At 63.3% G+C, this 22618-nt stretch carries 19 protein-coding genes; 8 read left to right on the top strand and 11 right to left on the bottom strand.

Going from position 1 to position 22618, the window contains the following annotated elements; translation table 11 throughout:
• Position 1: 1 nt before the first annotated feature.
• Positions 2-904, bottom strand: a complete 903-nt coding sequence (locus ASF66_RS04715) for a LysR family transcriptional regulator (protein WP_056842924.1) — start codon at positions 902-904, stop codon at positions 2-4.
• Positions 905-1058: 154 nt separating this feature from the next.
• Between ASF66_RS04715 and ASF66_RS04710 the strand changes: the two genes are divergently transcribed.
• Both ASF66_RS04710 and ASF66_RS04705 read left to right on the top strand, forming a co-directional pair.
• Positions 1059-2123 (top strand): sigma-54-dependent Fis family transcriptional regulator, encoded by a 1065-nt coding sequence (locus ASF66_RS04710; RefSeq protein WP_056842923.1) that lies wholly within the window; start codon positions 1059-1061, stop codon positions 2121-2123.
• A gap of 46 nt (positions 2124-2169) precedes the next feature.
• Positions 2170-2937 carry an SDR family NAD(P)-dependent oxidoreductase gene (locus ASF66_RS04705; RefSeq protein WP_056842922.1) on the top strand — a complete coding sequence of 256 codons (768 nt, stop codon included), beginning with the start codon at positions 2170-2172 and terminating at the stop codon, positions 2935-2937.
• Here the strand turns inward: ASF66_RS04705 and ASF66_RS04700 are convergent.
• On the bottom strand, positions 2934-3881 hold the full coding sequence (locus ASF66_RS04700) for an AEC family transporter (RefSeq protein ID WP_056842921.1): 948 nt from the start codon (positions 3879-3881) through the stop codon (positions 2934-2936). The two genes, ASF66_RS04705 and ASF66_RS04700, sit on opposite strands and share 4 nt — an antisense overlap.
• Positions 3882-4076: 195 nt before the next feature.
• Here ASF66_RS04700 and ASF66_RS04695 point away from each other — a divergent pair, with 195 nt between their 5' ends.
• The gene (locus tag ASF66_RS04695; protein ID WP_056842920.1) at positions 4077-5270 is read left to right on the top strand and encodes a sensor domain-containing phosphodiesterase; all 1194 of its coding nucleotides are present in this window, start codon (positions 4077-4079) and stop codon (positions 5268-5270) included.
• 145 nt (positions 5271-5415) lie between these two features.
• Here ASF66_RS04695 and ASF66_RS04690 read toward each other — a convergent pair whose 3' ends face one another.
• The 4 genes from ASF66_RS04690 to potE form a co-directional block, all read right to left on the bottom strand.
• Positions 5416-7002, bottom strand: coding sequence for an ABC-F family ATPase (locus tag ASF66_RS04690; RefSeq protein WP_082223560.1), 1587 nt, complete (start codon positions 7000-7002; stop codon positions 5416-5418).
• A gap of 231 nt (positions 7003-7233) precedes the next feature.
• Positions 7234-9735: a GAF domain-containing protein gene (locus ASF66_RS04685; protein WP_177331290.1), complete on the bottom strand. Its 2502-nt coding sequence runs from the start codon at positions 9733-9735 to the stop codon at positions 7234-7236.
• Between the two features lie 190 nt (positions 9736-9925).
• Positions 9926-12211 (bottom strand): Orn/Lys/Arg decarboxylase N-terminal domain-containing protein, encoded by a 2286-nt coding sequence (locus tag ASF66_RS04680; protein ID WP_056842919.1) that lies wholly within the window; start codon positions 12209-12211, stop codon positions 9926-9928.
• On the bottom strand, positions 12208-13632 hold the full coding sequence (potE, locus tag ASF66_RS04675; RefSeq protein ID WP_056842918.1) for a putrescine-ornithine antiporter: 1425 nt from the start codon (positions 13630-13632) through the stop codon (positions 12208-12210). The genes ASF66_RS04680 and potE overlap by 4 nt, the downstream gene beginning before the upstream one ends.
• A 177-nt stretch (positions 13633-13809) precedes the next feature.
• On the opposite strand from potE, the gene ASF66_RS04670 reads away from it, so the two are divergent.
• Positions 13810-14016, top strand: coding sequence for a hypothetical protein (locus ASF66_RS04670; RefSeq protein ID WP_056842917.1), 207 nt, complete (start codon positions 13810-13812; stop codon positions 14014-14016).
• Between the two features lie 72 nt (positions 14017-14088).
• Here ASF66_RS04670 and ASF66_RS04665 read toward each other — a convergent pair whose 3' ends face one another.
• Positions 14089-14433, bottom strand: coding sequence for a DUF6388 family protein (locus ASF66_RS04665; RefSeq protein WP_056842916.1), 345 nt, complete (start codon positions 14431-14433; stop codon positions 14089-14091).
• Positions 14434-14599: 166 nt separating this feature from the next.
• Here ASF66_RS04665 and ASF66_RS04660 point away from each other — a divergent pair, with 166 nt between their 5' ends.
• The 3 genes from ASF66_RS04660 (at position 14600) to ASF66_RS04650 (ending at position 15536) form a co-directional block, all read left to right on the top strand.
• Complete coding sequence (locus ASF66_RS04660) at positions 14600-14782, top strand: hypothetical protein (RefSeq protein WP_049859372.1); 183 nt, start codon at positions 14600-14602, stop codon at positions 14780-14782.
• A gap of 75 nt (positions 14783-14857) precedes the next feature.
• Positions 14858-15205 (top strand): hypothetical protein, encoded by a 348-nt coding sequence (locus ASF66_RS04655; RefSeq protein ID WP_056842915.1) that lies wholly within the window; start codon positions 14858-14860, stop codon positions 15203-15205.
• Positions 15206-15317: 112 nt separating this feature from the next.
• Positions 15318-15536 (top strand): hypothetical protein, encoded by a 219-nt coding sequence (locus ASF66_RS04650; RefSeq protein ID WP_056842914.1) that lies wholly within the window; start codon positions 15318-15320, stop codon positions 15534-15536.
• A 2-nt stretch (positions 15537-15538) separates the two neighbouring features.
• On the opposite strand, the gene ASF66_RS04645 is transcribed toward ASF66_RS04650, so the two are convergent.
• On the bottom strand, positions 15539-18328 hold the full coding sequence (locus ASF66_RS04645; RefSeq protein WP_056842913.1) for an autotransporter family protein: 2790 nt from the start codon (positions 18326-18328) through the stop codon (positions 15539-15541).
• 214 nt (positions 18329-18542) lie between these two features.
• Positions 18543-19421: a non-homologous end joining protein Ku gene (ku, locus tag ASF66_RS04640; protein WP_056842912.1), complete on the bottom strand. Its 879-nt coding sequence runs from the start codon at positions 19419-19421 to the stop codon at positions 18543-18545.
• Positions 19422-19673: 252 nt separating this feature from the next.
• Between ku and ASF66_RS04635 the strand changes: the two genes are divergently transcribed.
• Positions 19674-19931 carry a DUF1652 domain-containing protein gene (locus ASF66_RS04635; RefSeq protein WP_056842911.1) on the top strand — a complete coding sequence of 86 codons (258 nt, stop codon included), beginning with the start codon at positions 19674-19676 and terminating at the stop codon, positions 19929-19931.
• Positions 19932-20097: 166 nt separating this feature from the next.
• Here ASF66_RS04635 and ASF66_RS04630 read toward each other — a convergent pair whose 3' ends face one another.
• Both ASF66_RS04630 and ASF66_RS04625 read right to left on the bottom strand, forming a co-directional pair.
• Positions 20098-20373 (bottom strand): peptidylprolyl isomerase, encoded by a 276-nt coding sequence (locus ASF66_RS04630; RefSeq protein ID WP_056842910.1) that lies wholly within the window; start codon positions 20371-20373, stop codon positions 20098-20100.
• Positions 20374-20414: 41 nt separating this feature from the next.
• Complete coding sequence (locus tag ASF66_RS04625) at positions 20415-22556, bottom strand: hybrid sensor histidine kinase/response regulator (protein ID WP_056842909.1); 2142 nt, start codon at positions 22554-22556, stop codon at positions 20415-20417.
• Positions 22557-22618: the final 62 nt, after the last annotated feature.

Raw genomic sequence — 22618 nt, 5'->3', positions numbered from 1 at the left:
CTCACTGATCCTGCAGCGTCGCCTCTTCACCCGCTCGCATGGCGCTTTCCACAAAGGTGGCAATGCAAGGGTTGTGATTGTCGGCCTTCCACACCGCGACCACCTCGACCACCGGCGGCGCCACCAGCGGGCGGAAGGTGGTGGTGGTCAGGCGCATGTTGCGCATCGAGCGCGGCACGATGGCGATGCCCAGGCCTTCGCCGACCAGGTTGACGATGGTCTGCTGCATGTTGATTTCCAGCCCGACATTGGGCGTTACGCCGTGCTGCAGGCAGTAATTGACGATCATGTCATGCAGCGCCGGGGCGATACGCCGTGGCACGATGATGAAGGTTTCCGCCGCCAGGTCGCGCGGATCGATCAGCGGCTGCTCCAGCAACCGATGCCCCGGCGGCAGCACCACCGTCATCTCTTCACGGTAGATGGTCACCGTTTCCAGCCCGCTGCAATCCTGCGGCCGGTACATGATCGCCACATCCTTGCTGCCGCTGCTGATGTCCTGGGCCAGGTCCATGGGCAGGGTTTCGGTCAGCTTCAGGTTCACCTGCGGGTACTGCGCCGCGTAACGTCGGGTGATGGCCGGGGTGACGCTGTAGGCCGTCGACATCATGAACCCCACCGACAACTCACCCGCCGCCCCCCGCGCCGCCGCCAGCGCATTGCGCTTGGCCTGTTCGAATGCGGCGAACACCGTGCCGGTGTCCAGATAGAACCGCTGGCCGGCATCGGTCAACTCCACATGGCGCCGCGAGCGATCGAACAGCTTCACGCCCAGCTCTTGCTCCAACAGCGCAATCTGTCGCGACAGCGGTGGTTGGGAGATGTGCAGGCGCTCGGCGGCACGGCCAAAGTGCAGGGTTTCAGCCAGCGCACGAAAATACTGTAAATGCCTGAGCTCGATCATGATGCTCGCAAAGGTATCAGTGGGTACCTGATTATGGATTGGAAAACATAACTCCGCCTGCCGTATTGTGAAATGGCCACAGCGTCGAGGCTTGCGTCACGAGCGCCAGACCTCGAGATAGTCACGAGCTATAAAACAATAAAAGGTGACGCCGATGTCTTCCGTTCGCGAACACACTGCACGTACCACTTCGCCCGCACTGTCCTGCGCGGCACTGCCCGAATCCGATATCGCCAACGACAGCGACCCCCAGGTGCGCCAAGCCTTCCGCCGCGCCCTGCGCCTGATGGAACGCGGCATCGCCGTGCTCGTTCAGGGCGAAACCGGCACCGGCAAGGAAGTGCTGGCCCGCGCGCTGCATGCCCACAGTCAACGCCATCAGGCCCAGTGCGTGGCGCTCAATTGCGCCTCCATTCCGGAAAGCCTGATCGAGAGCGAGCTGTTCGGCTATTCGCGCGGCGCCTTTTCCGGCGCGTTGCCCTGCGGCAAGAAAGGCAAGGTTCAGCAGGCCGACGGCGGCACCTTGTTTCTCGATGAAATCGGCGACATGCCCTTCGAACAGCAAACCCGCCTGCTGCGGGTCATCGCCGAACGCGAAGTCAGCCCTCTGGGTGCCGAGCGCAGCGTCAAGGTCGACTTCGCGCTGATCTGCGCCACCCACCAGAACCTCACCGGCCTGGTCGAGCAGGGTGCTTTTCGCGAAGACCTGTTCTATCGCATCGCCACCGGCGTCGTGCAGTTGCCGCCCCTGCGCGAGCGTACCGACCGCGCCGAACTGGTCTGCCGGATGGTGGCCAGCGAACTGCCCGGCTGCGATCCGCGGCAGGTCATCGCGTCGGATGTCTGGCCGCTGCTGCTCAATCACCCTTGGCCAGGCAATCTGCGGCAGATGCGTGCAGTGATTCGCTACGCCTGCGCGGTGATGGAGGGCAGCCGCATCCAGCGCAGCGATCTGCCCGCGGATTTTGTTGCGCAACAGGTTACATCCACCCAGGCAGCGCCTGCCAACGTCACGCCGATCCGCCGCCCGGTCACCCTGGCCACGCCGGTCGACGAGCGCGCCGACGTGCTGGATGTGCTCAACGCCTGCCGCTGGAACATGTCCGCGGCAGCCCGTGCCCTGGGCATCTGTCGGCCGTCGCTGTACCGGGTGTTGCGCCGGCTGGGTATCCCGCCGCTCAAGGACCAACTCGCCCAGGGCGTTTACCAGCCGGCCTGACCACACGCCTTGCGCTGCATGCTCTTCAACCAAGGGAACAACAATAATGAATGCCCCTATCAGTCTTGCCATCACCGGTCAGGTGGCGGTGGTAACCGGTGCCGCGCGCGGTATCGGCTTTGCCATCGCTCAGGCGCTGGGTCAATGCGGTGCGCGGGTAGCGATTGCCGATCTCGACGGCGCGGCCGCCAGCGCCGCTGCCGGGCAATTGTGCGAACTGGGCATCGACGCCATCGGCGTGGGCGTGGACGTGGCCGACGAAGGCCAGGTGCAGGCCATGGTCGAGACCATCGAACGAGCGCTGGGCGGTATCGACATTCTGGTCAACAACGCCGGGATCGTCTCGACCGGGCCGTTGCTGGACGTCAGCGCGGCCGAATGGAATCGGGTCCTGGCCATCGACCTCACCAGCGTGTTCTTCTGCGCCAAGGCCGTGCTGCCTGGCATGATGGCGCGCCGCGCCGGGCGCATCATCAATATTGCCTCGGTGGCCGGCAAGCGCGGCGGTGGTCTGTTGGGCAACAGCTGCTACGCGGCGGCCAAGGGCGGCGTCATCGCCTTGACCAAGGGCCTGGCCCGCGAAGCCGGGCCGTTCAACATCACCGCCAACGCCATCACCCCGGCCTTGACCGACACCGAGATGACCCGAGCCCTGGCGCCCGAAGCACGCGCCCGGGTGCTTGCCGACATGCCCCTGGGGCGTGCCGGCTCACCGCGGGACATCGCCGCAGCGGTGTGCTTCCTGGCCAGCGACGCAGCGAGCTTCGTCACCGGCGAGATCATGGACGTCGACGGCGGCTACATGCGCGACTAGCGCTGCACCGCAGCCGGTATCAACGCCAGGATCAGCGACACCGTGACCAGCGACAACAGGGTCGATACCAGAATCGCGCGGGACATGGTATCGGCCTCGCGGCCATACAGCGCGGCCAGCATGAACGGCCCGTTGCCGATGGGCAGCGCACTCACCAGCAGCGCTGCCCACGCCCACATTGCCGGGATGTCGAACACCCAGAACGCCAGCCACGCCGTCAGCGCCGGTTGCAGCAGCAATTTCATCGCCACCAGCATGGCGAGCGTCTTGCTGTCGGCTTTCTGCGATTTCTCCGCGGCCAGAAACAGCCCGATCGACACCAGCGCGCAGGGCCCGGCCGCAGCACCCAGAAACTGGAACAACTGGCGAACGCCCACCGGGAGCACCAGGCCGCTGTAGGCCACCAGCGAGCCCAGCACCGGAGCCACCATGATCGGATTGCGCAACAGCGAGCGGCCGACCTTGAGCAGCGTACGCCCCAAGTGTTTCTCGGTCTGCTGGAAGGTCTCGATCATGATGATGGCCACGGCGAACAGCAGGCAGGCGGTCATCACCGCGCCGATCACCGCCGGAGCGATGCCGGGATCGCCGAAGGTCAGCAGGCACAGAGGAATACCGAGAAATCCCGAGTTGGGATAGCCGGCGCCCAACGCGTCGATGGTGGCGTCGAGAAAGTGTGCGCGGGCGCGCAGCCGCAACCACAGGGTCAGCAGAAAAACCATGCCCATGCCCAAGCCGAAAGCGAGCATGTAGCCCAGGTTCAGGCCCTGCAAGGTACCCAGCCGCGCCATGGCTTCGAAGAGCAGGGCAGGGAGGCCCAGGTAGATCACGAAACGGTTGAGCTCGATGGAGGCATTGGGCCCCAGGACGTTGCGCCGACGGCAGACGAAACCCACCAGAATCAAGCCGAACACTGGAAAGGCGACGTTGAAGATTGCAAGCATCGGGCACGGTGTCCTTTGGACGGTTGGATGCCGAAGTGTAGCAGCGCCACGGTGGACGGCACGCCGGTTCGCCGCCGCTGGTTGCGGGGCGACTCGAGCCTACCGTTGGGGCGACTCGTCGTTTTTTACTTGTAGGAAGGGGGGGCGGTCCATCTACACTGATGGCACTATCACATTAGGAGGCGATAGTGCGTCATGACAGCCGATAACCTGATGGACCTGGTTGCGCTGAAGCCGTTGTCTGCCACCGAGGCAGGCTGCGTGGATCGTGTGTTGCGCGCCATGCGCACACATCTAGGCATGGATGTAGCGTTCGTTTCCCATTTTCGCGGGAGCGACCGCGTGTTCACTCACGTCGATGCCGCCAGCCCGGTGCCGCTCAGCCCAGGGGATGTGCTCGAGATGAGCGCCGGCTACTGTCGCGGGGTTGTCAGCGGCGAACTGCCCGGATTGATTCGTGACACCGGTCAATTGCCGGCCGCCATGGCCGTGCCTCAAACCCCAGGTCTGCCGGTCGGTGCGCACATGAGCGTGCCCATTCACTTGAGCGACGGCCGACTATACGGGACCTTTTGCTGCTTCAGCCACACGCCCGATCCGGGGCTGAGCGAGCGCGATCTGAAGATGATGAACGTCTTCGCCGAACTGATCGCCGAGCGCCTCGAAACCGATCTGCAGAGGGCCCGCGACCATGACGTCAAGACCTCGCGAGTGCTCGAAGTCATCGAGTCGCGTCAGCCGCGGGTGGTCTATCAGCCGATCTTCGACCTGCACACTATGCGTGTGGCGGGGTGGGAGTGCCTGTCACGCTTCGGAGGCCACCCCGCACGCACTCCGGACGTGTGGTTCAAGGAAGCCGCCGAAGTCGGGCTGGGAACGGAACTGGAGTGCCTTGCCATCCGCGAGGCCCTGGCCGGGCTGTCACGGCTGGCGCCCGACACCTACCTGAGCATCAACTGCTCGCCCGAGCTAGTGCTCAGCGGCGTATTGCTGGGGCTTCTCCAGGAATATCCTGCCGAGCGCCTGGTGCTGGAGCTGACCGAACATGCCGTGGTGCAGGATTACGCATCGTTGCAGGTGGCCTTGCAGCCGCTGCGGGTGCGAGGTGTGCGGGTGGCGATCGATGACGCGGGCGCCGGGTATGCCAGCATGCGGCATATCCTTCAGGTGCGCCCGGACATCATCAAGCTCGACATGAGCCTGACCCGCGGTATCGATCAGGATTTCCAGCGACGCGCCATGGCGTCGGCCTTGATCGCCTTCGCCCGGGAGACCGGCAGCGTGATCGTCGCCGAAGGCGTTGAAACCGAAGCCGAACTGTCGCAACTCAAACGCCTGGGCGCCGCCAACGCCCAAGGCTTCCTCCTCGGCCGCCCCGAACCCCTGTAGCAGCGGCTCCCGCGCAGGGTCAGAACAACCGCGGCGCCCCTGGACGCGGCTCGCGCCGCTGCTACAAGGGCGGCGCACGCGGAGGGTCAGAACAAACGCGGCGCCCCCGGACGCGGCTCGCGCCGCTGCTACACGGACTTCGGGTTTAGAAAACCACGCCTTGGCTGCGCAGGTAGTCGTCGTACGTGCCGCTGAAGTCGACCACGCCGCTGGCGCTCAGCTCGATGATCCGGGTGGCCAGGGAAGAGACGAACTCGCGGTCATGGCTCACGAATACCAGTGTGCCAGGGTAGTTCTCCAGCGCCAGGTTTAGCGCCTCGATCGACTCCATGTCCAAGTGGTTGGTCGGCTCGTCCATGATCAGTACGTTGGGCTTCTGCAAGGTCAGCTTGCCGAACAGCATGCGCCCCTGCTCACCACCGGAAATCACCTTCACCGACTTGAGAATCTCATCGTTGGAGAACAGCATGCGGCCCAAGGTGCCACGCACCATCTGCTCGCCCTGGGTCCACTGGCCCATCCAGTCGAACAGGTTCATGTCGTCTTCGAAATCGTGCGCGTGGTCCTGGGCGTAATAGCCAAGCTCCGCGCTCTCGGTCCACTTCACCGCGCCCGCGTCCGGGGTCAGCTCGCCGACCAGGGTACGCAGCAGGGTGGTCTTGCCGATCCCGTTCGGGCCGATGATCGCCACACGCTCGCCAGCCTCGACCACGAAGCTGAAGTTCTCGAACAACGGCTTGCCGTCGAAACCCTTGGACATGCGCTCGACGGTGACCGCCTGGCGGTGCAGCTTCTTGTTCTGCTCGAAGCGGATGAACGGGCTGACGCGGCTCGAAGGCTTGACCTCGGCCAGCTGGATCTTGTCGATCTGCTTGGCCCGCGACGTCGCCTGCTTGGCTTTGGAAGCGTTGGCCGAGAAGCGCGAAACGAAGGTTTGCAGTTCGGCGATCTGGGCTTTCTTCTTGGCGTTGTCCGACAGCAGCTGCTCGCGCGATTGGGTCGCTGCGGTCATGTACTCGTCGTAGTTGCCTGGGAACAGACGCAACTCGCCGTAATCGAGGTCGGCCATGTGAGTGCAGACGCTGTTGAGGAAGTGCCGGTCGTGGGAAATGATGATCATGGTGCTGTTACGCGCCGTGAGGATGTTTTCCAGCCAGCGAATGGTGTTGATGTCCAGGTGGTTGGTCGGTTCGTCGAGCAACAGCACTTCAGGATCCGAGAACAACGCCTGTGCCAGCAGCACCCGCAGCTTCCAACCCGGCGCGACTTCGGTCATCGGGCCGAAATGCTGCTCCAGCGGAATGCCCAGACCCAGCAACAGCTCGCCGGCACGGGACTCGGCGGTGTAGCCGTCCATTTCCGCGAACTCGGTCTCCAGCTCGGCGACGGCCATGCCGTCTTCCTCGCTCATTTCCGGCAGCGAGTAGATACGGTCGCGCTCGGCCTTGACCTTCCACAGCTCCTCGTGGCCCATGATGACCGTATCGATCACGCTGAACTGCTCGTAGGCGAACTGATCCTGACGCAGCTTGCCCAGGCGCACGTTCGGTTCGAGCATGACCTGCCCACCCGAGGGCTCCAGATCGCCGCCCAGGATCTTCATGAACGTCGACTTGCCACATCCATTGGCGCCGATCAGGCCGTAGCGGTTGCCGTTGCCGAATTTCACGGAAACGTTCTCGAACAGCGGCTTGGCGCCAAACTGCATGGTGATGTTAGCTGTGGAGATCAAGGAGCTTACCTATCAATAACTGGGGGAGCGATGGGTTCAGGTGATATCGATTCGATGGCCGACGCGATACCACGCTGGAGCCGGGCAATAAAGGCGGGATGCAGACCGGACAGTGCGGCTATTGTCGCATAGGTACGGCGGTAGTTGTACGTCTGCCCGACGTACTCTCGGTTCGGCGAAAGCCTGGTCCATCGCAAGGCCATGGCCGTGTGACGGACCGTGTCTCCACTGTCAGCCCTCGCGCCCCAACTGCGCCAGACTCATCGCCAACTCATTCTTCCTGAACGGCTTGCTCAACCGCGGCAGGTCCGGGTCGAGGCCTTCGCGCTCGGCATAGCCTGAAACCAGCAGGATCGCGGTCCCCGGCCGGGAGCAGCGGACTTGCCTGGCCAGATCGGTGCCGCTGATGCCTGGCATGAGGTGGTCGGTGATCAGCAGGTCGAAGGGCTCGCCGGTGTCCATCAGGGCGATGGCTTCCTCGCCGGACGCGGCCTCGATGACGCAATAGCCCAGCTCGGCCAGCATGTAAGAGGTACTTGCCCGCACCAGCTCTTCGTCGTCCACCAGCAACGCGACGCCGCGGCTGGAGGACAGCTCCGGCGTGTCGACCAAGCGCAGGGCCTCGGCGGGAAGGGTAACGCTGCGTGGCAGCCACAGTTCGACGTTGGTGCCCAGGCCCGGTGAGCTTTGAATGGTCAGCGCGCCGTTCAACTGCGAAGCCAGCCCGTGCACCATCGACAGCCCCAGGCCGGTGCCCTGGCCGACGCCCTTGGTGGAGAAGAACGGTTCCACCGCACGCGCCAGAGTGGCGGCGTCCATGCCCGAGCCGGTGTCCGCGACGGACAGGCAGAGGTAGTTGCCCACGGCAAGCCCCGACCGATGCCCTGCCTCGATCGATTCCATGCAGGCGGAGATGCGCAGTATCCCGCCTTCGAGCATCGCGTCACGGGCATTGACGGAGAGGTTGAGCAGCGCCATCTCCAGTTGGTTGACGTCGGCGATCGCCGCGGGCAGATGCTCCGGCGCATCGACGACGACCTTGATCTGCGGGCCGGTGGTGCTGGCCAGCAGGTCGCCCATGTCGCTGACCAGCTTGCCGACGTTGACGGCGACCGCCTGCAGCGGCTGGCGTCGGGCAAAGGCCAGTAGCCGCTGTACCAGCGTCTTGGCGCGATCCGCCGATTGCACGGCGCCGGAGATCAGCCGTTGCTCCCGCTCGCCGCCCACGCCCCGGCGCTGGAGCATGTCCAGCGTGCCGACGATCGGGGTGAGCAGGTTGTTGAAATCGTGGGCCACGCCACCGGTGAGCTGCCCCATGGCTTCCATCTTCTGGCTCTGCCGCAAAGCCAACTGGACTTCTTCACGCTCGGCGATGGCTTGGGCCACGCGCCCTTCGAGCGTGGCATTGAGTTCGCGCAGTTTCTCATCGGCGTTCTTGCGGGCGGTGATGTCCATCGCCGTGCCAGTGACGCGCAGACAGCGTCCGTGCTCATCGAACACGGCCCGTCCCTTGGCCGCCACCCAGCGAACCACACCATCCTCACGGCCAATGGTGCGATAGTCCACGTCATAGAGGGCCCGCCGGTCAGGATCCATGGCTGCTGTGAAGGCCTCTATGGTCGCCCGGCGATCGTGAGGGTGCAGACCCTGGTAGAAGTCCTCGAGGGTGACCGACACATCGGCCGAGATGCCGAACATCGCCTTGGTCTGCGGTGGCCACACCAGCGTGTTCTGCACCAGGTCCACGTCCCAGAACCCGACATCGGCGTGGTCCACCGCCAGACGCAACCGGGCCTCGCTGGTGCGCACGGCGACATCGACTTGCGCGCGGTGCACCATGAGGCCAATGGTCTGCACGACGAAATCGATGATCTCGACGTCGGCCGGAACGGCCTGCCTTACCTCGGGGTGATACAACACAAAGGCACCCATCACGACGCCTTGCGTGGAACGGATCGGAGTCGACCAGCACACCTGCAAGCCATGCTCGTTGGCCAACACTGCCAGCTGGTTTGCCAACACGTCGTTCGAACTGTCGCCGGCGTTCGTCTTGCCAGCGTCCAAGTCCAGGCAAAGACCTTCGACCGCCCCGGTGTAGTGACCAGGAAGGCTGGGGCCCACGCAGCGCTGCACGCGCCGCCCCTGGTCGTCCAGCAGCAGAACGCTTCCCAGCAGACCGGACGTGGACAGGGTTTCGACCTCGCGCACGATCGCTTCCAGCGTGACGTCCAGGCTGCCTTCGGCCACTGCCAGCGCGAGCATGCGATTCTGCGCAGCGCCGATGGCGGCCGCGCGGTTGCGCGCCTGGGTCAGACGCGCGTTTTCGATGGCAATGGTGGCCAGACGCGCCAGGCTTTCCAGGCGTTCGATCGTGTCGCGGTTATGGGGGCGCACCTGTGACCAGTACGCGCCGAGCGCGGCCACCGCCAGCGGTTTGCCGATCGGGACCATGACCAGGCTGCGCACGAACGTCGGGTCGTAGGCTTCCCGCGGGATACGCGGGTCCAGCCGCACGTCCGGGATGACGTAGGTCTTGTTGTCGAGCATCGCCCAGCCGGACACGCAGCGATCGATCGGAAACGTCTTGCCGCTCCACAGCGGGGAAATCGCGTCCTCGGCCACGTAGGTGCAGTGCCCGCCATTTTCGATGACGACCGCGATGCCCTCGGCGCCCACCGTCGCCCGAGCCGTGTCGCGAAGAACGCTCACCACCTCGTCGATGGACTCGGCCATGGCCAGTCGTTCGCTGGCCTGCAGCACGTGGGACAGTCGTTCATCATTGTCGAGACCCTTGGGTACGATGTGCAAGCGGATCTCCGATGGATGAGAGAGGTACCGGGCGAGGTGCCCGACGGTCCAGTTTCTCAGAAATGCGGCCGAGCCGATAGCACGGCCGTAAAGCTGAAAACTGCCGTTGGTCTCCCTACCTGAGCACCGACAGTCGGTACACCCCGGCATCGTTGTCGATCCCATGGGTGTCGTGGGCAAAGCCGGGAAACGCGCGGTCGAAGCTCTCCAGCGCCTTCAGGTAGGCGAGCAGCGGCCCGTCCGCCGCACCGGCGTTCTCGCCGGGCATCAGTAACGGAATGCCGGGCGGGTAGGGCACGATGCCCGTCGCCACGACCCGTCCAGCCGCATCGTCCAGCGTCACCAGTTCCACCTCGTTACGGACCAGCTTCTCGTAGGCCTGTACCGGGCTGAACTCGGCTTGGGGCAGCATGCCGAAGGCTGCCGCCATGGCGGCCGTGGTGCGATTGGCCTTCATCGCCGTGAAGATCTCTTCGGCCAGGTCTCTGAGGCCCATGCCGCTGTAGCGCTGCTGCGTGGCGGCGAGCAGGTCGGGCAGGCACAGTTCCAGCTCAAGGTTGGCGTCGTAGTCGCGCTTGAAATCCAGCAGCGCGTTCACCAGGGTGCCCCACTTGCCCTTGGTGATACCGATGGAGAACAGGAAGAGCAGGGTGAAGTCGGTGGTTTTCTCGACCACGATCCCTTGCCGGCCCAGATACGCACTCACCACACAGGCCGGAATGCCGAAGTCCAGCAGTTGCCCGTCGTCGCCCATGCCGGGGGTCAGAATCGACACCTTGATCGGATCGAGCATGCAGTAACCGTCTTCGATGTCGCCGAAACCATGCCAGACTTCGCCGGGGTGCAGCACCCAGCAGTTCGGGTCGGACTTGAGCTTCGCCGGATCGACTTCATGGAAGTCGATGGCGGCCCCGCCGATGTCTATCGACGGTGGCTGCCAGCAGGACACGAACCAGTCATCGTTGGCCCGCATGTCAGCGTGCATCCGTGAAATCACCTGGCGAAACGCAATGGCTTCCTCGATGGATTCATTGGTCAGGATCTGCCCGCTCGGCGCCTCCATCATGGCCGAACTGACGTCGCAGGAGGCCATGATCGCGTAGTTGGGCGAGGTCGACGCATGCATCATGTACGACTCGTTGAAGCGTGCGTGGTGAATAGGATTGCGCCCGTTGCGCACATGGATCATCGATGCCTGGGACAGCGCGGCCAGCAGTTTGTGGGTGGACTGGGTGGCGAACACCGTCGGCTTGGAGGCGTCGTGGTCATCGGGGCTGCCGTGCATCGCAAAGCGGTCCTTGTACAAAGGATTGAACCGCGCGTAGCCATACCATGCCTCGTCGAAGTGCAGGCGGTCGACGCTTTGCCCGAGCAATTCTTCTACCCGCGTGACGTTGTAGGTCAAGCCGTCATAGGTGGAGTTGGTGACGATGGCGTGCACCGGCGTGGGGTCGATGTGCGACCCGACCAGCGGGTTGCTCGCAATGGCCGCGCGTACCGCGACCGCGCTCAACGTCTGCGGTAGGATCGGGCCGATGATGCCGAAGCGATTGCGCGTCGGCACCAGGTAGGTCGGGATCGCCCCGGACAGGGTCATCGCGTGCTCGGCAGACTTGTGGCAGTTACGGTCGCACAGCGCGATCTGATCGCGGGTGACGCTGGCCATCAGAATCACCCGGTTCGACATCGACGAGCCATTGGTGACGTAGTAGGTGCGATGGGCGCCGAACACCTTGGCCGCGTATCGCTCGCCCTGGCCAATGGGGCCACTGTGGTCGAGCAGCGAGCCCAGTTCGCCAACCGAAATGGACAGGTCCGAGCGCAGCAGGTTTTCCCCGAAGAACTCATAGAACGCCCGGCCAGCCGTGCTTTTCAGAAAGGCCGTACCGCCGGCGTGGCCCGGGGTGTGCCAGGAGTATTCATAACTGCGGGCGAACTTGAGCAGGGCGCCGAACATGGGCGGCAGCACCGCCTGGCGATAGCGTTCCATGGCCGCCAGGATCCGCCCACTGAGGAAACGACTGGTGTCCTCGGGCAGCCAGATGAAGTCGTCGGCGTGCTGCATGACGATCAACGGCACGTTGGATGCGGTGCTGCGGTCGCTGATCAGAAACACCGGCACCCGCGTGTTGCGCTCGCGCAGGCGGGCGAGCAGATCGATGCATTGCTGATGGTCGGCACTCCTGTCCATTTCCCAACTGAGCAATACGCACTGGATCGCCGGGTCGGTGCTCAGGATCGACTTGGCATCGTCCAGACGCTCGGAGGTGATCACGCTGATGGATCGCTCCTCCACATCGGTGATCAGCTGAATCAGCGCCCGCCCGAACACAGTGCGTTTGTCGGGTTGGTCGCTGATCAACAAAGCCAGCATGCCAAGCAGGTTTCTATGGTCCGTCATGGTCGCGCTTCCAGGGCAGGGGGGTTGTTAGGGGTACGGGGCAGGCTGTTCACCGGAATCGGCGTGCCGACGATGTGCTGGGCCGCAACGGTCTGGGTCGGGGCGCTGTTGTTGAGCGCCTCCAGGCGAATCAGGCGGTTGTTGACGAAGCCGAACAGCGTGTAGCCTACAATGGTCGCCACGCCGCCCAGCATCAGGGCCTGGGCTCCCGAGCTGTACAGCGCCAGGTAGCTGTAGGCCGTCGCGACCGCGGCGACGACGTTGGTTATCAAGGCCTTGTTGGCCGGGACATTCGACACCTTCTGCAAGGTCATCAAGGTGGCCATCGACAGAATGTACGGCACCAGGTTGGTGACCACCGCCAGGCTCATCAGGGTGTCGAACTGCTTGGCCAGGTCTGGGCTGATGGTCAGCAAGGCCATCGCGGTCTGGATGGCGAGCAGGATCAGCATGCTGATGATCGGCACCCCGTGCTTGTTGATCTTGGCGAAGATCGGCAGAAAGTAGCCCGTGTCGGCCGAGCTTTTGAAGACCTGGGCCACGGTGAACTGCCAACCCAGCAGCGAACCGATGCAGGCGAGCACCATCAGGCCCATGACCAGGTTGCCGATCATCGGCGTGAACATCTTGGCGAACACCAGGCCGAACGGCGCGGTGGAGGAAACCAGCTCGGCATTGTCGACGATGCCGGCAATCACATTGGTGGACAGGATGTAGATCACCGCCGCGCCCAACGTGCCGCCGAGCACGGCAATAGGTACGTTTTTTTCCGGGTTTTCCACGGCGTCGCCGTTGGCACACGCCGATTCCAGGCCAAGAAACGCCCACAGGGTGATTGCCACCGAGGCGCCGGCCGCTTCGTACCAGGGCATGCCGTGGGGGTTCCAGCCGGCCGCATAGGTGCCGCTTTCGAACCAGAACCAGCCGATCGTCGACACCAGCACCACGGGTGCGATCACGCCCCACACCGTGATCGAGCCGATCTTGCCGGTGACGCTTGCCCCGCCGAAGTTGGCGAAGGTGGTCAGCCATAACAGCGCGATGGTCGCCAGGCCCACTTGCAGCGAATCGAGTCTGATATCGAACAGCGTCTGGATGTAACCGACCGCCGTGATGCTGATCGCCACGTTGGCGATCAGCAGGGACAGTCCGTAGGTGTAGTTGGTGATGTAGTTGCCCGACTTGCCGAAGGTGTATTCCGCGTAGCCGCCCATGCCGCCGGTCTTTCGGCTGAGCATGCCGCAGCGGGCGAAGGCATAGGCCAGGGCCAGTGAGCCGGTAGCCGTGATCAGCCAGGAGAGAATCGAAATGCCGCCGACTTCGGCGAGCTTGGTGGGTAACAGAACGATGCCGGATCCCAGCATGTTGACGGCTGTCAGCATGGTCAGCTGACTCACACTCATCTTTTTCATGACGGCCACTCCATTGCCTGAATGATCAGAGAGGCCTTTAGCTATAGCAAAGAAACCTCAGAAGACAAGGCAGTGGCTGGTTTGCAGGGAAGGGCAAACCGCTCGTCACGTCAGTGGCACTTCCCGGGTTGCGGTGATCTCCCACTATCAGGTGCGGATAAACCGCGCCACGAAAGGAGACATATCATGGTCGAAGACAACAACCACCCGCAGAATCCGTATCCAGGGCCCGCCGAGCCAGGTAGCGGGGAAGAGGGCTACCCTGATATCCACGACGAGCATGATGACGAACAGGACGGCTCGCCTGGGAACAAGGCGGTGGAAGAACCCGATACCGAGGCCACTCCGCCCGTCGACGAAGACGAAGAGCCTTCGCCCGGCAATAGCCTCTAGCTAATATCCTCTAGATAAGAGCCCGGCCTGCCCAGTGAACCTGCACCCTGCCTTGCGCAGGGTGCTTGCGTTTTACGCCGAGCCCGAGGCGTCCTTCAGGCCATTGAGCTGCATGTACTCCTCCCACGGCATGCCAGCCATCTCGGCCACCTCCCTATGAACCTCCAGCCGTTGCGCCTGAAAGTCTTCCGGGGTGTCGGCGGTGAGCTTGAGGGTCAGTTCCCAGGCGAACAGGTCCTGGCCATTGGCGACTTCTTCGAAGGCCTCGTACAGACGTTCGGCGCGGTATTCCTCGATGCTCAGCCCTGCCGCACGTGCGGCCAGGGGGTTGAGGCTGCCCAGTTCCGTTTGCAGCTCGGGACTCATCTCGAGAAAACGGTCCAGTGCGGCCTGGTGACGCGAATCGGGTTCTGCCATGGGGCCTTCGATCGGTGTGGGAGAAGGCACGATTGTGCAGGCCCCCGTCGATGCAGGCAATGCCGGGTGCGTGCGGTTTTGTGACGAAGTGCACGTAAGCCAGTGGAACGCGCGGTGCCTGGCGAGCACTAAGGCGTATCTTCATTCATCACCGCAGGACCTTGCGATGGCCTACGTGTTGTTGCTGTTGGCAGGCGCCGTGCTGGCGACTTCGGCCGCTCTGTGGCCGCAATGGTGTGGCCGCTCCGGGACGGTCGGGCGCTCGCGCCTCGGCACCTGGTTGCTCGGCCATTTCGAGGTGCTTGGTGCCTTCTTCCTGCTGCTCACTGCCATGCACCTTTGCCAATGATGCTCCGGCAATGGTGCTGCCCGTTCACGTCGATGCTACATTCGCGGTTTATCTGAATCCGGAATGGAAACGACGATGCGAATCATCGCTGCAGCACTTGGCCTGTGCGTACTCACTGGTTGCACCAGCCTCAACATGAAACAGGCGCGCAGCAGTGCGCCGGTGCAGACCGTGACGTCGACGAAACCTGCGCAGAAGATTGCCCAATGCGTGCAGTTCAGCTGGCAGGACGAAGCCATGTTCGGGGTGATGACCGATGCGTCCAGCGAAGCCAGCGATGGCGGTTACACCGTGTTCACTCCCGCAGCCACGTACTTCGCCGACATCCGCCCGCGCGGTGCCGGTAGTCAGGTCAGCTTCTACGCCCGCGAGCAGGGCGAGGTCGCCACGCGCCGACTGGCATCGCTGGCCACCTGCCTTTAAGCGTGAAACGCTTTGATTCTGCGACAAAATAATCTGCACCCCTGCGTCGCGATCACGTCTGATGCCATGAGTTCATCGATCCACTGAAACCACTGTGCTTTGTGAGGATGATATGGCACCCAGCAGTTCGACGCAGATTCCCGACCCTTTGGACCGTCCCAACGACCCGGTCGCGCCCGAACCCTACGCCGAAGGCAAGCTCGACGAGGACGTGCGGCCCGGTGACGAAGGTCTTTCGCCCGTGCCGATGGACCGCGACCCTGAGCTGGACCCGCGCCAGGTGCGCACCCAGACCGGCGACGCCGACATGAGCCCAGACGATCCGGCCTGAGCCTACCAGCTGATTCGCAACCCCAGGCTGCCCTGCAGGCTTTCCTGGGGTTGTGAATCCAGGCCGCGGGCGTAGTCGGTGTTCAGGTACAGGCTGACGTCGTCGCTGAGCCGCGCGGCCAGGCCCATGCCCAGTTTGGCTTGAGTCGCCCGGTGCTGGCTGCGCAGGGTATCGACCTCATCGAAGGTCACTGCGTCTTCGCCGTCAAGCGTGTGCCAAAGGTTGGCCTGCACATAGGGTTCGACCGGCGTACCGCCCACCCGATACTGCCCTTTCAAACGCACTCCCAAGCGTGTCCGCCAATAGTGCTCGCTGTCGAATGCCACTTTCGATACGGGATCACGCGCCGTGTCCAGCGTGATTTTCTGCCCGACCACTTGCACCTGTGGCTCCAGCAACCATTGCTCGGAGAGTCTGAGCGGGTAACCGGCTTCCAAGGATACGGCCACCCCGTGTCCGTCGAGGTCGAGCGTGTAGCCGCGTTCGGAGCGGCTGCGTCCCTCGAATCGGGTGCTCATCGCGACCAGGTCAAGGTAGGCCCCCGCAGGGCTGATCACCGTCCAATAGGCGCCAAGATTGTCGGCGCGCAGGCGGATGTGGCCCGAAGGGGTGTCGTCGAACCCCAGGGCGAAGCCGCGCACTTTGCCATCCAGCCGAGCATGCCCGGCGAACAGCCCGACGTGCTGGCGGTAGCCGTTGTCGCTGAGGGCGGCGAACAGATCGTGGCCGACCTGGTAGCCACTGATATTGCTGCTCAGGTTAGGGGTCGCAGCGCCAGCCCACTGCTGTCGTCCGTGACTGCCGAAGGTCCGGGCCCACCCGGCAGGCAGGACGCCGCGTTCCGTAAGCAGACTTTGTTCGCCCTGACGCTCATGGAAGCTCCCCAGGCTGTCCAGCGCCAGCAAGGCGGCAGCGGGCGGCACGACGCTGTAGGCGGGCACTTCGATCCGATACAGCACGATGCTCTGACCGGGGGCCGGGTGTGGCAGGTTCGGCGTGCCGATCGCCGCGATGGGTTCCTGAGCGCCCGGCGCAGGGGTGGGTGGCGTTGGCTCGGGCCCAGGAGGCTGCGGCTGGACCGGCGGCTCGATGACGGGTGGCTCGACTGCGGGCGGTTCTATGACCGGTGGTCCCGGCTCGGCTACAGGGGGTTCGACCACTGGCGGCTCGATGACAGGCGGTTCGACCGTGGGGGGCTGGACCACGGGGGGCTCAACGACAGGCGGGACCACCACGGGCGGCTCGGTGACCGGCGGTACCACCACGGGCGGCGCCACCACGGACGAACGCAGGAACCAGCTGTTCTCGCTGCCCGCAGTGACCCCACCCTTGAACAGGTAATACTGATAGGCGCCGACCGACAGGTTGTTGGCCAGGGTAAAGGCACCGTTGGTGCTGGTCGCGCCTTGAGTGGCCTCCACCAGTGTGATGCCGTTGGCTGTGGTCTGCGCGCCACGGCCATCGAGGTTGTCGACGGTAATGGCAGTGAGGCCACTGAGCGTGCCTTGAGCCACGACCAGCCGATCGGAAGGGGCGTCGTCACCGGCGAGCACCGTGTGCAGTTTCAGGCGCGCGTCGTTGCCCACGTAGTTGCCGATGACGGTCAGGCGGTCTTCCGCCTGGGCGCCACTGCGGGTGAGGTCGATCAGCCCGGCATTGTTCAGCGTGATCGTCTGACCCTCGACGATCGGGCCGACCGTGCCTTGGGTCGCGCCCAGGGTGCTACTGCGGTCGAGAGTGAGCAGGCCACTGTTCGGCGGCGTCGAATCGTCCGCCAGGCTCAGGCGATCGGGCAAGTCCAGCACCGAGCCGTTGCTCAGTTTGATCGTTTCCCAGTAGCTGTACCGTGCGCCGCCAAGGGTTTTGCTGTTGTCGAGGGTCAACGTATCAACGCCGGCATCCCCGTAGATCAGGCGCGGCGATGCCAGTTGGGTTTCATCCAGGTTGCTCAACAGCGCCGTGTCGTCGCCTGCGCCCATGCTGATGGTGCCGTGGATCAGGCCCGCGTCGCGCCAGATGAAGCGGTCGTCGCCGAAGCTCAGCAAGACATTGCCGCCGATGTCGCCACCGCTCACCGTGACCTCGTCGACGCCGCCACTGACGCTGATGTTGCCCCCGATGCTGCCACCCGACACGGCGATGGTATCGTTGCCGAAGCCGGCGACCAGGTTGCCGTTGATGCGGCCTCCAGACAGTTCGAACAGGTTGTTGTCCAGCTTCATGTCGACTCGGCCAATGGTGCCGCCGCTCATTCGCGCGATATCACCGTCCTCGAAGGCACCAACGATGGTGCCGTCGGTCATGGAAAAGGTGTCCAGCCCGTCACCTTGGCTGAGCGACTGGATCTGCCCGCCGCGCATGATGAAGCTGTCGATGCCGCTGCCCTGGCTGACCGGGCCGCTGATGGTACCGCCTATCACCTCAAGCGTATCGGCGCCATCGCCCTGAATCAGGGAAGACAATCGCCCCCCGCCGACGAGCACCGTGTCCGCGCCTGCACCGGTGTTCAGCACGCCTTCGATGCTGCCCGAGCCCAGCAACACGCTGTCCTGGCCAGGGCCGAATTCGACCGCTCCAGTGATGGTTCCGGTGCCGCCTGGGGGCAAAGTGAGGCTGTTGTTGCCCAGCAGATCGCTCAGCGAGGAGGCCGTTCCGCTGTCGCACACGTAGGCGTCATTGCCCAGGCCTGGAGCGAACGTGCAGTCGGCCAATGCCATGTTGGCGTCGGCCCAACTGGTCAATAACGACGCGGTCAATAACCAGCGGTGTCTAAACAACTCGTTGGTGTTCATCAACAACTCCCACGCACGCGTTCGCCGCGAAACAAGACGCGGTGAGCGATCAAGTGGTTAATGGAATCAAATGTTGCAACGAGTGTAGTCGACGAATGTTGGAAGTTGCTTTAAAAAGGCAGAGCGGTATGAAGTTATTCAACAGCGGCGTGGATGAAAAAAGTTATTCATCGATGCCGCTATTAGTCGCAAAGGTGTTCCTGGCTGTTTGTGCTCAAGAAGCCTTGCGCGGGCTGCGTCTGGCCGGGGCTTTTTTCGCGGCGGTTTTCGCTTTGGCCGGCTTGGGCTTGGCCGCAGCGGAAGGCTTGCCAGCGAGGCTGCGCTTGAGCAGCTCGGTCAGGTCGATGACGTCGGCGGTTTGCCGTGACGCTTGGTCGGACTCGGTTTCCACGTCTTCGATTTCCCCTTTGTTGGCCTTCTTCTCGACCAGTGCCATGATCTTCTGCTCGAACTTGTCGACATATTCTTTGGGCTGCCAGTCGCCACTCATGTCTTCGACCAGACGCTTGGCCATGTCCAGTTCTTTCTTGGTCAGTTCGGGCTTTTTCACTTCCTTGCCCAACTCCAGAATATCCAGGTCACGCACTTCGGAAGGCCAGCGCAACTTCACCATCACCAGTGCACCGTCCAGCGGCATCAGCGCAGCCAGGTATTGACGGGTATGCAATACCACCAGAGCCAGTGCAACTTTCTTGGTGCTGATCAATGTTTCCCGCAACAGTGCATACACTTTTTCGCCACGGCGATCCGGGGCGAGAAAGTAGGGCGTGTCTATATTGGGCAGGGGGATCTGGGTGCGATCAACGAAAGAGAAGATATCGATGGTTTGTGTCGATACAGGGTGGGCCGCTCGGATTTCGTCTTCGCTCAGGACAACGTAGCGACCTTTCTCGTACTGGACGCCCTTGACGATGTTTTCCTTGTTCATCTCCTTGCCGGTCTTCTTGTTGATGCGCTTGTAGCCGACGGGGTCCATGCTGCGTTTATCCAGCCAATCGAAGTCGACACCCTGTGAGGCAGTGGCTGAAACCAGGGCCACGGGGATGTGCACCAGACCGAAACTGATCGCGCCTTTCCAGATTGCTCTTGCCATGGTGAGAATTGCCCCTGAGCGGTGTGTCTGCAGGGGACCCTACGGGGATCGGCAAAGTTTCAATGGCCTGGTGTTATGCAAATTGCAACGGCTGTGCACCGTGATCTTGCACAATGCACGACGCGTCGATCGGGTCTGAATGCTAACTCTTTGATTGATATAGGAAGTACGCTTTGGTGCAGAGGGCATGAAAGGTGCACTGTCTTCGGGCAAGCCCGACTTCAGGGATAAGACCAAGAATGGAGTGTCATCATGTTGTCCACCCTTGAACTGCGTAACATCATTGAAAGCAGTTTCCTGCCCCAGCGCTGCCAGTGCACCCAAGCTACCGATCGTTCCTTGACCGTACGTGTGTTCGATCAGGCGACGCATAAGGTCGACTACACACTCAGCGGAATCCGCACCGAGCAGTTGACCAGCAGCCGAGCGATTTCCAATCTGATTACGGGCATGCGTACCGACCTCAAGCGCCAGCATCAGATGCCGAGGGCTGTCGGCGAGTACCTCTGAATCAGCAACGACTGTGCCGTGTTCATTTCAACGAACCGCGTGTGCCGGCGACGCGGCTTGCGCCGCTGCTACAGGGGTGGTCGTTTTCGTTAGCCAGGGCTTTTGGTGATATGGCGTCGCAAGCGGGCGGTGGTTTTGATGGAGCGCGGTGTTTGCCGATGTGATGTCAGTCGCGGTAGAACACTTGCACCAGGTGGTAACCGAATTTGCTCTTCACTGGTCCATGCACCGTACGCAGCGGTTTCTTGAAGATGATCTGATCGATCGCCCCAATCATCTGTCTAGGACGAACTTCGCCAAGGTCGCCGCCGCGCTTGCCGGACGGGCAGGTCGAATATTTCTTCGCCAGCACATCGAACGCTTCGCCCTTGGCGATCCGCAGGCGTAGCGCTTCCGCTTCCTCGGCAGTCTTGACCAGAATGTGCCTTGCTTGTGCCTTCATTACCCGATGCTCGCTGAAAAAGCCGCTGATTATGCCGCAAATCAGGACAGGTTGATCATGTCGCGGATCTTGCTGCCCAGTCGTTCGATGGAAAACGGTTTGGTGATCATGTCCATGCCCTCGGCCAGGAACCCGTAACGCTCGGCGGCCTTTTCCGCGTAGCCGGTGATGAACAGCACCTTCAGTCCAGGCCGCTGCTGGCGCGCAATCTCGGCCAATTGCCGGCCGTTGAGGCCTGGCAGACCCACGTCGGTGACCAGCAGGTCGATGTGCAGGCCTGCTTCGAGCAGCGCCAATGCGGCGCTGGCGTCGGCTGCCGAATGCGCGGCATAGCCCAGTTCGTCCAGCACATCCAGCACCAGCATGCGCACCGCCGGATCGTCTTCGACCACCAGCACGCTTTCCCCGGCCTGGGCCATCGGTGCCACGGCTGGAGTGCGCTGCTCGGCGGTGTCGCCGAACGGTTCGCTGTGGCGCGGCAGATAGAGGCGCACACAGGTGCCCTCGCCAGGCCGGCTCTGTAACGTCACCTGACCGCCCGATTGCTGGGCGAAGCCATAGATCATCGACAGCCCCAAGCCGGTACCTTGGCCGATGGGTTTGGTGGTGAAGAAGGGGTCGAACGCCTTGGCCAGTATCGGTGCACTCATGCCACTGCCGTTGTCGCTGACCCGGAACATGACATAGGCGCCCGGCTTGACCGGTTCCAGGGTCGCGCCTTCCGGCGTGGCGTCCAGTTCGCAGTTGGCGGTCTCGATGGTCAGCACGCCGCTCTCGGGCATGGCGTCGCGGGCGTTGATGACCAGATTGAGCAGGGCGTTTTCCAGTTGGCTGGCATCGGTGTTTACCGGCCACACGTCCTCGGCCAATTGCAGGCGCAGTTGCAGGTGCTCGCCCAAGGTGCGGCTGAACAGCTCTTCGAGCGAGTGCACCAGCTCGTTGGGCGCCAGGCGCTTGCGGTCCAGCGACTGGCGTCGCGAAAACGCCAGTAGCCGGTGGGTCAGGCCCGCCGCGCGATGCGCCGAACTGATCGCCGCTTCGCTGAAGCGCTTGATCTCGCTGCTGCGCCCGGCGTCGATGTAGCGCTGCATCAGGTCCAGGCTGCCGATGATGCCGGTGAGCATGTTGTTGAAATCGTGGGCAATACCGCCGGTCAACTGGCCCAGCGCTTCCATCTTCTGTGCATGGCGCAACGCCTCTTCGGCGCGCTCGCGCTCCTGCATTTCGTTCTGCAGCCGCAGGTTGACCTCGGCCAAGGCCTGGGTACGCTCGCTGACCCGGGTTTCCAGGTGCTCGTTGAGCTCGCGCAGGGCCTGCTCGACCTGACGGCGATTCTGCACGTCCTCGGTCATGCCGAACCACTGCCGGATCACGCCATCGGCATCGCGCTGGGGCAGTGCGCGGGCATGCATCCAGTGATAGCTGCCGTCGGCCATGCGCAAGCGGTACTCGGCGTCGTAGGGGCGGCCGGTGCTCACTGCCAGTTGCCAGGTGTCCAGGGTCGGCAGGTGGTCATCCGGGTGCATCAGCTGCGCCCAGTCTTCATCCGCCTGCAGGCCGCGGATGCCAGTCAGTTGTCGCCAGCGCTCGGTCTGGCTCTTGCCGTCGGTCCGGCCATTGGCCTCGGCCGTCCAGTGCACGGCGGGTGACAGCTCGATGGCCATGCGAAAATGCGCTTCCCGGTCGCGCAGCTCCTGCTCGGCGCGACGGCCCAGCGCGCTGACTTCACGCCGCTCGTTGGCCTCGATGGCGGTCACCAGAATGCCGGCCACCCGCTCGTTTTCGTCGCGGATCGGGCTGTAGGTGAGGTCCAGCCAGACTTGTTCGGAATCGCCCTCGCGCGGCAGATTGAAGTCCTTTTCGCTGAAGGTGCGCACCTCACCCTGCAACACGGCGGCGTAGATCGGGTCGGTGAACGCCTTGAGTTCCGGCCAGATGCTGTCCACCGGCTGGCCGAGGGCGCGCGGGTGGTTGCTACCCACCAGCAGCGCGAAGGCGTCGTTGTACAGCTGGCACAGCTGCGTGCCCCACAGCAGCAGCATCGGCATGGGCGAGTGAGTGACGATGTCCACGGCGGTGCGCAGGCTCTGCGGCCAGGCATCGGGGGCGGGCAGGGGGCTGTCGGCCCAGTCCATGCTTGCGATCAATGTCGCGACCTTGCCGCCCACAGGTGAGGCATTCATTGCGTTATCCTTTGATTTACCGCGGCTGCAGATGCAGCCAAGCTATAGCGTACTTACTATCG

The organism is Pseudomonas sp. Leaf129 (genome assembly GCF_001423465.1).
Lineage (GTDB): Bacteria > Pseudomonadota > Gammaproteobacteria > Pseudomonadales > Pseudomonadaceae > Aquipseudomonas > Aquipseudomonas coleopterorum.
The sequence above is the reverse complement of the archived record's forward strand: the minus strand, read 5'-3'. Positions and strand labels throughout refer to the sequence as shown.